The 14,097-nt window shown below is 38.1% G+C and carries 10 protein-coding genes and 1 tRNA gene; 10 read left to right on the top strand and 1 reads right to left on the bottom strand.

Going from position 1 to position 14,097, the window contains the following annotated elements; all coding sequences use genetic code 11:
- Positions 1-14: 14 nt before the first annotated feature.
- Positions 15-87: transfer RNA gene (locus tag E7276_RS13195), tRNA-Thr, on the bottom strand.
- 146 nt (positions 88-233) lie between these two features.
- On the opposite strand from E7276_RS13195, the gene E7276_RS13200 reads away from it, so the two are divergent.
- The 10 genes from E7276_RS13200 to E7276_RS13245 all read left to right on the top strand — a co-directional run.
- Positions 234-581, top strand: a complete 348-nt coding sequence (locus tag E7276_RS13200) for a hypothetical protein (protein WP_294218502.1) — start codon at positions 234-236, stop codon at positions 579-581.
- Positions 581-1,219, top strand: a complete 639-nt coding sequence (locus tag E7276_RS13205; protein ID WP_294218504.1) for an epoxyqueuosine reductase QueH — start codon at positions 581-583, stop codon at positions 1,217-1,219. The genes E7276_RS13200 and E7276_RS13205 overlap by 1 nt, the downstream gene beginning before the upstream one ends.
- 2 nt (positions 1,220-1,221) lie before the next feature.
- Positions 1,222-2,595 (top strand): argininosuccinate lyase, encoded by a 1,374-nt coding sequence (gene argH, locus E7276_RS13210; RefSeq protein ID WP_294218505.1) that lies wholly within the window; start codon positions 1,222-1,224, stop codon positions 2,593-2,595.
- A gap of 273 nt (positions 2,596-2,868) precedes the next feature.
- Positions 2,869-3,954: an aspartate-semialdehyde dehydrogenase gene (gene asd, locus E7276_RS13215; RefSeq protein WP_294218506.1), complete on the top strand. Its 1,086-nt coding sequence runs from the start codon at positions 2,869-2,871 to the stop codon at positions 3,952-3,954.
- Between the two features lie 165 nt (positions 3,955-4,119).
- Positions 4,120-5,481, top strand: a complete 1,362-nt coding sequence (locus E7276_RS13220) for an ATP-binding protein (protein WP_294218507.1) — start codon at positions 4,120-4,122, stop codon at positions 5,479-5,481.
- A gap of 87 nt (positions 5,482-5,568) precedes the next feature.
- Positions 5,569-9,381: a DNA topoisomerase III gene (locus E7276_RS13225; protein WP_294218509.1), complete on the top strand. Its 3,813-nt coding sequence runs from the start codon at positions 5,569-5,571 to the stop codon at positions 9,379-9,381.
- Position 9,382: 1 nt separating this feature from the next.
- Positions 9,383-10,051 carry a UDP-N-acetylglucosamine pyrophosphorylase gene (locus E7276_RS13230; RefSeq protein WP_294218511.1) on the top strand — a complete coding sequence of 223 codons (669 nt, stop codon included), beginning with the start codon at positions 9,383-9,385 and terminating at the stop codon, positions 10,049-10,051.
- Between the two features lie 150 nt (positions 10,052-10,201).
- The gene (locus tag E7276_RS13235; RefSeq protein ID WP_294218512.1) at positions 10,202-12,229 is read left to right on the top strand and encodes a SpoIIE family protein phosphatase; all 2,028 of its coding nucleotides are present in this window, start codon (positions 10,202-10,204) and stop codon (positions 12,227-12,229) included.
- Positions 12,230-12,427: 198 nt separating this feature from the next.
- On the top strand, positions 12,428-13,120 hold the full coding sequence (locus E7276_RS13240; RefSeq protein WP_015549537.1) for an iron-sulfur cluster assembly scaffold protein: 693 nt from the start codon (positions 12,428-12,430) through the stop codon (positions 13,118-13,120).
- Positions 13,121-13,141: 21 nt separating this feature from the next.
- On the top strand, positions 13,142-14,097 hold a 956-nt coding region (locus E7276_RS13245; protein WP_294218513.1), incomplete at its 3' end, for a GGGtGRT protein.

Consider the following 14,097-nt stretch of genomic DNA (forward strand, 5'->3'; position numbering starts at 1 on the left):
TTATGTATAGAAAAAGCTCCGAATCAGACTCGAACTGACGACCCCCTCATTACGAGTGAGGTGCTCTACCAACTGAGCTATCGGAGCGTATTTTATTAATACCAATATTGCTTTAATCGCGATTAATATAGTAATATAATGAGGTGAAAAAATCAATTAAATTGTTGAGAAATACATATCTTTTTATTATAATGACTCTAGTAAAAATGATATAAAAATTTTAGGAGAAAAAAATGGAAAGAAATAAGAAAAAAGCATTACCTTCTTTTGATTTTAGAGATCTTTTTTCAAAGGATAATTTACCATTGTTTTGTATTGTTGGCTTAGCGGTTTTTGCAGTTGTAGCAATTGTAGTTTCAGCAGTGGCATTTGATATCAATGTTGTAATAGCATGTATTATGGTACTTTTAGAGGCAGGATTAGCAGCGTGCCTTAACAGAATCCCAATCTGGATTCATGGACTTGTATTTATCTCGCAGATTGTTATTGGCATCATTGCTTCACAGGTTCCATTCATGATTTTCATGGCATTTATTTATGTTTTCGCCATTGCTTTTTTATATGTATGGTCAAATAAATAATGAATAAAATTAATTACCAAAGAGAATTAGATAATTTAATAAATCAACTTACAAAAGAAGGCCACGTGCCTTCTTTATTACTACATAGCTGTTGTGCGCCATGTAGTAGTTATTGCATAGAATATCTGTCTCAGTTTTTCAAGGTGACAGTTTTTTACTATAACCCTAATATTTACCCTGACGAAGAATATCTCCATAGGGTAGAGGAGCAACAGCGCTTTATCAAAGCTTTTCCTACCAAATATCCAGTGGAGTTTATCGAGGGTGATTATGATAAAAATCGATTTTACGATATGGCTAAGGGGCTTGAAAATGAGCCGGAAAAGGGTGCTAGATGTCACAAGTGCTACAATCTTCGTTTGAGGAGAACAGCAGAAGTGGCAAAAGTAAAAGGGTTTGACTTTTTTACAACAACACTTACAATATCACCAATGAAAGATTCTCAGGTGCTTAATGAAATCGGCGGCAATATTGGAGAGAAGCTTGGCATCAAGTGGCTTCCAAGTGATTTCAAAAAGAAGGAGGGCTACAAGCGTTCCACTGAGATTTCAAAGGAATACGATATGTATAGACAGGATTATTGCGGTTGCGTTTATTCATATAGGGATAGACAGGCCCAGAAGAGACAGGAGGATTAGTTATGGCACAGTTGTGGGGCGGTAGATTTACCAAGGCTACCGATCAGATGGTTTACGATTTCAATGCTTCAATCGGTTTTGATCAGAAGCTTTTTAGTCAGGATGTTCGTGGCAGCAGAGCTCATGTTAAAATGCTTGCATCAGTAGGCGTTATTACAGAGGCAGAGAAAGATGAGATTTTAGCTGGTCTTGATGGTATTGAGGCAGATGTAGAATCAGGAAAACTTGAGATTACTTCTGAATACGAGGATGTTCATAGTTTTGTTGAGGCTAATTTGATTGATAGAATTGGTGATGCTGGAAAAAAGCTTCACACTGGCCGTAGCCGTAATGACCAGGTCGCTCTGGATATGAGACTTTATACACGTGATCAGGTGGAGAAAACTGCTGATGAATTGAGACATTTGCTTGGCACTATTCTTGGCATTATGGAAGAGCATATCGATACAATTATGCCTGGATTTACACATCTTCAGAAGGCCCAGCCTATTACTTTGGCACATCATATGGGCGCTTATTTTGAAATGTTTAAAAGAGATGTATTGCGTTTGCAAGACATTAGAGAGCGCATGAATTATTGTCCTCTTGGATCTGGAGCTCTTGCAGGCACTACATATCCATTGGATAGAGACATGACAGCGAAGCTTCTTGACTTTTATGGTCCTACAGCAAATTCTATGGACGGGGTTTCAGATAGAGATTACTTGATTGAGTTTTTGTCTGCACTTTGTACTATCCAGATGCATCTTTCTCGTTTCTCTGAAGAGGTTATTATTTGGAACAGCAATGAGTATCGTTTTGTGGAGATTGATGATGCTTATTCTACCGGAAGCTCTATCATGCCACAGAAAAAGAACCCTGATATTGCAGAATTAGTTCGTGGTAAGACAGGTCGTGTATACGGCGCCCTTACATCACTTCTCACTACAATGAAGGGCATTCCACTTGCATACAATAAGGATATGCAGGAGGACAAGGAGATGGCTTTTGATGCCATGGAGACAGTTCAAAATTGTATCGTTTTATTTGATGGAATGCTTGAAACCATGACTTTCAATAAAGAGGTCATGGCGGCTAGCGCCAAAAATGGATTTACAAATGCTACAGATGCAGCTGATTATCTTGTTAATCACGGAGTGCCATTTAGAGATGCTCACGGCATTATCGGACAGGTTGTGCTTTATTGCATTGAAAAGGGCATTGCTATCGATGACATGAGCCTTGAAGAGTTAAAGGCTATTTCACCAGCCTTTGACGCAGACATTTTTGATGCCATTTCTATGGAGACTTGCGTAAATAAGAGATTGACAGTTGGTGCTCCTGGACATGACGCTATGGTTCAGGAAATAGCTAGCTGCAAAGCATTTTTAGCATAGAGTTTATTAAATTACTAAAGCCAGGGGTTAACCCTGGCTTATTGTGTATTTATATCGTTTAGCCATACATAACACCTCGTTTCTTCGCAATTGTTTCTGTTAATTAAGTTATACCTTAAATTTAAAGGAAATAATATGTTTTCACATTTTTTTTAAAATTGGCTAAAATAGATAATTAGTACTTGCATTAATTATTCAAGTTTATTATAATACTTCTCAATGACGGACAAATGTCCGCGACAGAAATACAATAGACAAGGAGAGTTTTTTGAAATGAGCGAGAAATTAAAGGTCGGAATTCTTGGTGGCACTGGTATGGTTGGACAGAGATTTATTTCTCTACTTGAAAATCATCCATGGTTTGAGGTTACAACAATTGCAGCAAGCCCACGTTCTGCAGGACAGAGATACGAGGATGCTGTAGGCGGCAGATGGAAAATGGATACTCCAATGCCAGCTGCAGTAAAGGACATCGTTGTTAAGAATGTTAACGAGGTTGAGGAAGTTGCAAAGGAAGTTGATTTTGTATTCTCAGCTGTAGATATGTCAAAAGACGAGATTAAGGCCATCGAGGAAGCATACGCTAAGACTGAGACTCCAGTAGTTTCAAATAACTCAGCACATAGATGGACACCAGATGTACCTATGGTAGTTCCAGAAATCAATCCTCAGCACATGGAGGTTATCGAGTTCCAGAAGAAGAGACTTGGAACAACTCGCGGCTTTGTTGCCGTTAAGCCAAACTGTTCAATTCAGTCATATGCTCCAGTTCTTACAGCTTGGAAGGAGTTTGAGCCATACGAGGTTGTAGTTACAACATACCAGGCTATCTCAGGCGCAGGCAAGACATTTAAGGATTGGCCAGAGATGGAGCACAACATCATTCCATTTATCTCAGGTGAAGAAGAGAAATCTGAGAAGGAGCCACTTAGAATTTGGGGCGAGATTAAGGATGGCGTTATTGTTCCAGCTGATGATGTTAAAATCACTAGCCAGTGTATCCGTGTTCCAGTTCTTAACGGACATACAGCAGCTGTATTTGTAAAGTTCAGAAAATCCCCTACAAAGCAGCAGCTTATTGATGCTATCAACAATTTCTCAGGTGTTCCACAGGAGCTTCAGCTTCCTTCAGCACCAAAGCAGTTTATCCGTTATATGGAAGAAGATAACAGACCACAGGTTGCCCTTGACGTTGACTATGAGAATGGCATGGGAATCAATGTTGGACGTCTTCGTGAGGATAGTATTTATGATTGGAAGTTCGTTGGACTTTCTCACAATACTGTACGTGGTGCTGCAGGTGGTGCAGTGCTTTGCGCAGAGCTTCTCAAGGCTCAGGGATATATCACAAAGAAGTAATTTATTACCCCTTCTGATTTATGATCAGAGGGGGTATTTTTCTGTTTATAATAAAATAGTAATTAAATTATAATAAAATTCTTTTTTACTGTAGCGCGATAAAGTGAATTGTGTTATGATAGAACCCGTACAATTAGATAACACGTCATTTTAGGGAGAAATGTTATGGTTACGAGAGCAAACGAACTTAAGAAACTTGAGGCAATTTACCAAAGTAATGAGAATAACTTTGTGTTAATGTACGGGAGAGAAGGTAGTGGGAAAAATTCGCTTTTAGATAATTTCACGACAGGAAAGTCTTATTTCTATTATAGAAGTCGTCAATGTTCTGATGACAAACAGCTTCATTATATGAGCAAGCAGATTTGCGAAAATTATGATAGAACAGCTGCTTGTGAGTCTTTTGATGAATGCTTCAAAAGCTTTCGTTCAAAGGATGGTTCCAAATTCATAGTTATAATTGATGATGCAGGATACTCAATTAAAAAGACTAATGACTTACTTAATAGCCTTGTTTCATTAAAAAATAAAAAGCTATATCCTGGTAAGGTTATGATTATTGTAGTTAGCTCTTCAATAGTTTGGGGCGAGCAGACTTTTGCAGATATTGCTGGAACTAATAAATCGATAGTAGATGAGACAATAAAGCTTGAAAATCTATCATTCCTTGATGTGGTTCGTTCATTCCCAGAATATTCTGTTGCCCAGTGCGTCAGCACCTATGGAATTATTGGTGGAGTTGCAGAGTATCTTGACAGATGGAGCGGTAAAAAAAGCATTAAGGCAAATATATGCGAGCATATTCTTAGCCCTACTGGATTTTTATCAAAGGAAGCAGAAGGATATATTTCTACAGAGCTTAGAGAGCTTTCTTGTTACAATACCATTTTAGGTTCCATTGCTGCTGGCAATGAAAAACTAAACGATTTGTTTGAGGATACAGGATATTCCAGAGCAAAAATTTCAGTATATATGAAGAATCTTGCGGCATTTGATGTCGTTGACAAGGTGGTTTCTTTTGAGACTGGTGGATGGGACAATACCAAAAAGGGAGTTTATAGAATAACAGATCCTTACATTAATTTCTGGTTCACGTTTATTTACCCTCATTTATCAGAGCTTGTGTCCTTTACACCTGAGGCCTTCTACGATAAATTTATTGGACCAAATCTTGATAATTACCTACAGACATATTTCGTAAATGTTTGTCGCGAATACTTACATTTATTGAATATGGTTGGACAGCTAAATATCAAGCTTACCAAAATTGGTACATGGGTTGGTAAGGAAGGAACTATTGATGTAATTGGTCAAAGTTCAAATAGAGAGAATGTTGTTGGTATTTGTAATTGGGCTGACAAAACGATGGGATATGAGAGATATGAGGAATTATTAGAGTCAATGAAAAAGGCTCGCATTACAGCAAATACAATTTTCCTTTTCTCAGCCACACGTTTTGATGCTAAATTACATGAGCTAGCCAGAGAAAATAAATCTGTAGTCTTAGTAGACATGACAGAATTATAAAGTTATAATTATTAGAGCCCTTTGCAGGTAGCAAGGGGCTCTTGTGTTTTTAAATCACGAATTAATTTATTAAAGGGAGTTTATATTTTGGGTAAAAAGCTAATCATCACCGAGAAACCATCTGTTGCCAGAGACTTTGCTAGAGTTTTGAAGGTTAGTGGAAATAATAATGGCTTTATTGAAAATGACCAGTACGTTATTAGCTGGTGCTATGGTCATTTAGTTCACATGGTATATCCAGAGGAATATGATCTCAAATTCAAGAGATGGACTTTAGAGGATTTACCTTTTTTGCCAGAAGAATATAAATACGGCGTTATTGAGTCTTCTGCGGAGCAATACAAAATAGTTAATGGCCTTTTACATAGAGAGGACATTGATACTGTTTACTGGGCAGGTGACTCGGGAAAAGAAGGTCAGACAATTGAGGAAAATATCCGTAACTACGGTGGTGTCCGTGAGGGTATGACAGAGCTTCGTGTATGGATTGATTCGCAAACTGATGATGAAATCCTGCGTGGTATTCGAGAAGCAAAGCCAATGAGCGATTATGCAAAGCTTGGTGCTTCAGGTATCATGCGTACCATCGAGGATTATAGCTTAGGTATTAACTTTTCTCGTGCCTTATCTGTTAAATATGGTCGCTTGATTAATGACGCAGCTGCTACATCTGGATATTCTGCAATTGCCATTGGACGAGTTATGACTTGCGTTCTTGGAATGGTTGTTGAGAGAGAACGTGAGATTAGAGGCTTTAATGAAGATCCTTTCTTTAAGGTTGTAGGTAAATTTTCTAATGTTAACTTCCCAGCAGAGTGGAAGGCAGTAGATTCGTCAAAATATTTTGAGTCCCCATTATTATATGGTGACAAGGGAAATGGCTTTAAAGAAAAGGAAAGTGCAGAAAAATTAATTGCAGAATTAACTAATGCTCCAGCAAAGATTTCTGACAAAGAATCCGGGATTTCAAAGAAAAAGGCTCCACTGTTATTTAACTTGGCGGAGCTTCAGTCTGAATGTTCAAAGAGATTCAAAATTTCTCCAGCAATGACTCTAGAGGTTATTCAGGAGCTTTACGAGAAAAAATATACTACTTATCCTCGTACAGATGCCAGAGTTCTTACAACAGCTGTGGCAAAGGAAATCACTAAGAACCTTAACAGATTACAAAGCTATGGTCCTACTGCAAAATATGTAAATGAAATCCTTAGGGATAAAAAATATATTGGTATCGAAAAGACCTCATATACTGATGATAGCAAGGTTACTGATCACTATGCCATCATCCCAACAGGTCAGTGCAATGGAATAGATAGACTTTCACCATTATCTCAAAAGGTATATGAGCTTATTGTCCGCAGATTTTTATCTATATTTTATCCACCTGCAGAGTATAAAAATGTAAAGGTCACTGTAAGTGTTGGCCAGGAAAAGTTTTTTGCAGGAGCAAAGCTACTTGTTAAACCGGGTTATCTTGAGATTGCAGGTATACCAAAGGCTAAAACCAACGATGCTGCCGATTCAGAAAATGATGAAAACGGCGAAGATGCTGAGGATAGCTTCTCAAAGGAAGACTTCATCAAATATATAGAAGAGGTCAACATTGGGGATGATATTAATGTTAATGGCTTTGAATTAAAAGAAGGCAAAACTTCACCACCAAAGAGATATACATCTGGTTCACTGATCCTTGCTATGGAAAATGCAGGAAAGCTTATAGAGGATGAGGAGCTTCGTGAGCAGATTAAAACTACAGGTATCGGTACCTCAGCTACAAGAGGAGAAATCCTTGAAAAGCTTGTTAGAATTGGATATCTAAATCAGAATAATAAAACTCAGATAATCACCCCAGAAAAGCTTGGGGAAATGATATACGAGGTTGTTTTACTTACAACTCCTTCCTTATTAAAACCTGAGCAGACCGCTAACTGGGAAAAGGGGCTGGAAGGTATTATTAATGGAACTGTGGAGTTTGCTGATTATCGTCAAGAGCTTGAGGATTACATCAGACGTGAAACAAAAAATATGATAGAGCAAGATTTGACACAGACCATTGCTCTAAATATTAATCAGTTTACTGGTAAGGAATCAAAGGGGCTTGCCACAAGAAAACCTCTTGGAATTAAATGTCCTGCATGCGGTGGTGAATTGACAACTACTTCCTTTGGATATGGCTGTAGCAACTACACTAATGACGATATTAAATGTAGATTTAGCATTGGTCAGATAGCTGGAGTAGACCTTCCAGAAGATCAATTCATAAAGCTTGTGACAGAGGGCAAAACAGATTTAATTGAAGGATTCAAAAGTAAATCTGGCAAGCCATTCAAATCTGTTCTTAAAATGGAAAAGAATGAGGATGGTGAGTTTAGAGCTTCCTTCGATTTCTCTGAGACTCCAACTGAGTTCATAGAAGGACTTAATTGTCCAGTATGTAATGGAAGAATTTTTGCAACATCCTTTGGCTTTGCCTGTGAGCACAGATTCCAAGAAGAAAATCAGTGCTATTTCTCCATAGGAGAGGTTGCAGGCCGCAAAATTTCTTTAGATGAATTTAAAGCCCTTTTAACTGATGGTGTTACCGGAGTGTTATCAGGCTTTAAATCAAAAACTAATCAGAAATTCGATGCCAAGCTACGTTTGAAAACAACAGACGAAGGCAAAAAGGCTATTGTTTTTGACTTTGATGGTATTGAGGCCACAAAGCTTGAAGGTTGTAAGTGTCCTGACTGTGGTGGTGCTATTGTTGTAAAAATGTCAGGCTATGGATGTGAGAAATACAGCTCAGCTGATGAAAACTCTTGCAAATTCTACATTGGTAAAACAATTGCTGGCAAGAATATTACACCTCAAATTGCTCAGGAAATTCTTACAAATGGTAAATCAGAAACATTGCGTGGCTTCAAAGGAAAGTCAGGCAAGAAATTTGATGCTAGATTAGTACTAAAGAAAAATGAAGAAACAGGACGTTCTGAGGTAGTATTTGATTTTGATGATGTGGAGCCTAATTATTTGCCCGATGTGGTTTGCCCAGACTGTGGCAGCCAAATCATCAAAACTAATTTTGGCTTTGCATGTGCAAAATATTTCAATCAAGAAGATAAATGTAATTTTGTAATCGGAGAGATTGCATCCAAAAAGCTAACGGATGCTGATGTAAAAGAGCTTCTTACAAATGGCGTTTCAAAAACTATAAGAGGCTTCAAAGGAAAATCTGGCAAGAAATTTGATGCTTGCCTTATTCTTAAAAAGGATGAAGAATCAGGCAAAACAGAAGTGGCCTTTGACTTTGACAATGTTGAGGCCAAAGAAATCAAAGATGTTGTATGCCCAGTCTGTGGTGGCAAAATTGTTGTAACTCCATTTGGCTACGGCTGCAGTAATTACAACAAGGACGACCCTGAGAATTCTTGCAAATTTAACATTGGCCAAATTGCCGGAGTTAAATTAAAAGAGGCCCAAGTTAAGGAACTATTAAAGGAGGGTATTACATCTGTTATTTCTGGTTTCAAATCTAAAAAGGGAACAAAATTCGATGCTAAGCTTGCTTTATCAAAGGACGAGGATGGCAAGGTTACTGGCATAACATTTGTTTTCGAGGATAATGAGGTAGAGCTAAAGGGCATCGTTTGTCCTAAATGCGGCGCTCCATTGATAAAAAATCATTTTGGCTATAGATGTAAAAACAATGTGAGAGATAATCAGGATAGCTGTTCTTTCTATTTAGGAAAGGTAGCAGGTGTTGAGATACCTGAGGATCAGTTTGAAAAATTAATAAAAGAAAAGAAAACTGATGTAATTACTGGATTTTTAAGTAAAAAAGGTTTATATTTTGATGCTAGGTTAAAACTTAACGATGAATGTAGAACAGAGTTTGAATTCGAGAATTTTGGAGGATGATATGGAACAAGCAAAAATTAAATCTATGTATAATTTAGATGAAACTATCGCTAAAGACTTATTCGAAGGAAAAGAATATCCATGGGAAGTACTTCCAGAGATTTCTGATTTTATTAAAAAGTTGGGACCAACATTGGATCCAGAGAAATATGAGAAAAAGGGTGAAGACATTTGGGTTGCTAAGTCAGCTACAGTTTTTGATTCTGCATACCTTCATGGACCACTTATCATTGATGAGGATGCCGAGGTTAGACAGTGTGCTTTCGTTAGAGGTTCAGCTATTGTTGGTAAGAACTGTGTAGTTGGAAATTCTACTGAGCTTAAAAATGTAGTATTATTTAACAACGTGCAGGTTCCTCATTACAACTATGTTGGCGACTCTGTATTAGGATACAAATCACATATGGGAGCAGGTTCCATTACATCAAATGTTAAATCTGATAAAACATTAGTTGTTGTTAAATCAAGAGATGGAGAAAAAATTGAAACAGGATTAAAGAAATTTGGCGCTATGCTTGGCGACAATGTAGAGGTTGGATGTAACTCAGTTCTTAACCCAGGTACTGTTGTTTGTCCTCGTTCTAATATTTATCCGCTTTCTCCAGTACGAGGTGTTGTTGAGGCTGACAGCATTTTCAAGAGCGCTGATAACATCGTTAAAAAGAATTAATAGTTTAATAATATATTTAAGGACTTCTTATTCTACAGTAGTAGAGTTTAGGAGTCTTTTTATTTATTTGGGTATTATTATAAAAGATTTGTCACAATTTAATGTTAGAATCCACCTATGTATGAAAATTAATTTTGAAGAGGTGGACACATGTTAGGAATGATTATCAAAATGTCTGGAATTACATTTTTATATGTACTTCTGACAGTGGTTCTTTGGTTTTGGACAAAGGATAATAAACTTAGTTCTTTCAAAAAACTATTTATTGGGCTTATTTTTGGAATCAGCTCTATATTGTCGACTCATTTTGGTGTTTCCTACGAAAATATGATTGTTAATGTTCGTGACATTGGTCCCCTCGCTGCAGGTCTTTTCTTTGCACCTTCTTCAGGTGTCATTGCTGGTCTTATTGGCGGAATAGAAAGATACATTGCAGGAACATATTGGGGAGTTGGCTCATATACAAGAATTGCATGTAGTGTTTCTACTTGTATGGCCGGATTTGTTGCCCTGATAATGAAAATTAAGGTATTTAAGGGCAAAAAGCCTTCGCCGGTATACGCATTCTTTATGGGTGCTGTAATGGAAGTATTCCATATGTATGTGGTATTTATTACCCATAGAAGCGATATGAAAATGGCATTTTTAGTTGTTAGTACATGTGCCATTCCAATGATTATGTTTACAGGTATTGGTCTTAGTGTATCCTCTGTTGTTCTTCAGGTTTTGACAGGAGAGTGGACTAATCCGTTTGAGCATACAAATGAAGATAGAATTTCTCTATCACAAAAGTTTCAACGGTGGCTATTTGTTATAACGTCCATAGTCATTTTGGGCAATTTCCTTTTTTCATATCTATTGCAGAATCAGTCAGCATATCAGGATTGTAAGGGTAATCTAACAAAATCCTTTGATACAATTAAGAGCAATTATTATGCTGGAGAACGTAGACTAAATGCGGAGTGGAATATTATATACGGTATTCTTTCGGATGAAGGACAGGTTGTTTATGGTAATAATCAGTGGTTTACTTTGAATTCTACTGAATATAGTAGTATTAAATCTAATGTTGGAGAAATGTTCCGTGGAAAATTCTTTGGAATTGATTGTTATATTTATGCAGACGAAATTCTTGATGACCATATACTTGTTACTGCAATGAAAACCAGCGAGGTATTTTGGAATAGAGATGCACAGGCTTATGAGCTTGCACTTGGAGATATATTGTTATTTACCGTTATCTATGTATTGATTGCTTATTTAGTAAACCAGATTGTTGTTAACAACATTCATTTAATTAATAAATCTCTTAGTAAAATTACGAATGGAAATCTAAATGAGGTTGTAACGGTTCGAAGCTCTTCGGAGTTTGCATCACTTTCTGATGATATTAATCAAACTGTATTAACATTGAAGGGCTATATTGAGGCAGCCGAAAAAAGGATAGAGCAGGAGCTCATTCTTGCACGAACCATACAGGCATCGGCATTGCCACAGAATTTTGATTTTCCTGACAGAACCGAATTTGAGTTATTTGCTTCTATGAAAGCTGCAAAAGAGGTTGGCGGAGATTTTTATGATTTCTTTTTTGTAGAAAGAGATAAAATAGCGCTTGTTATAGCTGATGTTTCTGGAAAAGGAATTCCAGCAGCACTATTTATGATGAGAAGTAAAACTGCAATTCGCAGCTTCGCAGAGGCCGGCGGCTCTCCAGAGGAAATTATTTACAAGGCGAACAATACGCTTTGCGATGGAAATGACGCTGAAATGTTTGTAACAGCATGGATTGGCATTTTAGATTTGAAAACAGGTGTTATGCAATGTGCTAATGCAGGGCATGAATATCCTGCTATTTATAGAGCAGGTCACGAGTTTGAATTGTTTAAGGATAAACATAGTTTGGCTCTTGCAGCGATGCCTGATGCTAAGGCTAAACCTTATGAAATGAAATTGGAACCTGGAGATATGTTATTCGTATATACGGATGGTGTTGCTGAAGCTATTAACGAAGAAGTTGAGCAATATGGAACTGAAAGGATGATTGACACACTAAATAAAACAATTGGAATGAGTGTAAATGGAACATTATCATTCATGTCTGAGGATTTAAACAAATTCAAAGGAAAAGCAGATCAATTTGATGACATTACAATGCTAGGATTCAAGTACAATGGATGATAAGAGTGGCTGGTCATTAGACCAGCTACAATTATGTAAAATCATATAGATATTTTTTTAACAAAATGCAAAAGAGTACTTTACTAAAAAGGCAGAAAGTGAGAAAATGTAATCAATAATGCCGCAGTGCGGTTTTATTTATGACATTAATGTAAGTAGCATATATTAATGGATTTGAACGAAGAAAGGAGTTCTACAATGATTTACACAAAAGAAGTAGAAAACATGTGTCCTGTAGCAAAGGGCGCAAAGCATGAACCAGCTCCTATCCCTGAGGAGGGAAAATGGGTACACGCTAAGCAGATTTCTGATATTAGCGGTTTCACACACGGTGTTGGCTGGTGTGCTCCACAGCAGGGTGCCTGCAAATTATCTTTAAATGTTAAGAATGGTGTTATTGAGGAAGCTCTTGTTGAGACAATTGGTTGCTCAGGTATGACACATTCAGCAGCTATGGCTGCAGAGATTCTTCAGGGAAAGACAATCCTTGAGGCTCTTAATACAGACCTTGTTTGTGATGCTATTAACACAGCTATGAGAGAGCTTTTCCTTCAGATCGTTTACGGACGTACACAGTCTGCATTCTCTGATGACGGACTTGCAGTTGGTGCTGGTCTTGAGGATCTTGGAAAGGGTCTTCGTTCACAGGTTGGTACAATGTACGCAACAAAGGAAAAGGGCGTTCGTTACCTCGAGATGGCTGAGGGTTACGTAACAGGTATCGCTCTTGACGCTGATAACGAAGTTATTGGTTACCAGTTTGTTTCTCTTGGAAAGATGACAGACTTCATTAAGAAGGGTGATGATCCTAACACAGCATGGGAAAAGGCAAAGGGCCAGTACGGTCGTGTTGACGATGCTGTTAAGATTATCGATCCACGTCAGGAATAATATAGGAAAGGAGAAACTAAAATGGCTTTATTTGAATCATATGAGAGAAGAATTGATCAGATCAATGCTGTTCTTAATAAGTATGGTATCAGCTCAATCGAAGAAGCTGAGAAGATTACAAAGGACGCAGGTCTTGATGTATACGAGCAGGTAAAGAAGATTCAGCCTATCTGCTTCGAGAACGCTTGCTGGGCTTACACTGTAGGTGCTGCAATCGCTATTAAGAAGAATTGCCGCAAGGCTGCTGATGCAGCTGCTGCAATCGGAGAGGGACTTCAGTCTTTCTGTATTCCAGGTTCTGTTGCTGATCACCGTAAGGTAGGTCTTGGACATGGTAACCTTGGAAAGATGCTCCTTGAGGAGGAGACAGAGTGTTTCTGCTTCCTCGCAGGTCACGAGTCTTTCGCTGCTGCTGAGGGTGCTATCGGTATCGCTGAGAAGGCTAACAAGGTTCGCCAGAAGCCTCTTCGTGTTATCCTTAACGGTCTTGGTAAGGATGCTGCACAGATTATTTCTCGTATCAATGGTTTCACATTCGTTGAGACAAAGTACGATTACAAGGCAGCTAAGCTTAACATCATTTCTGAGAAGGCATACTCAAATGGTCTTCGTGCAACAGTTAAGTGCTACGGCGCTGACGATGTTCAGGAAGGTGTTGCTATCATGCACCACGAGAACGTAGGTGTTTCTATCACTGGTAACTCTACAAACCCTACACGTTTCCAGCATCCAGTAGCTGGTACATACAAGAAGGAGTGCGTAGAACTTGGTAAGAAGTACTTCTCAGTTGCATCAGGTGGTGGTACAGGACGTACACTTCACCCAGATAACATGGCAGCAGGTCCTGCTTCATACGGTATGACAGATACTCTTGGACGTATGCACTCAGATGCTCAGTTTGCTGGTTCATCTTCAGTTCCTGCACACGTTGAGATGATGGGTCTTATCGGTATGGGTAACAACCCAATGGTAGGTGC

Origin of the sequence: Pseudobutyrivibrio sp. (assembly GCF_015057185.1) — a bacterium.
In the GTDB taxonomy this organism is placed as follows: Bacteria; Bacillota; Clostridia; order Lachnospirales; family Lachnospiraceae; genus Pseudobutyrivibrio.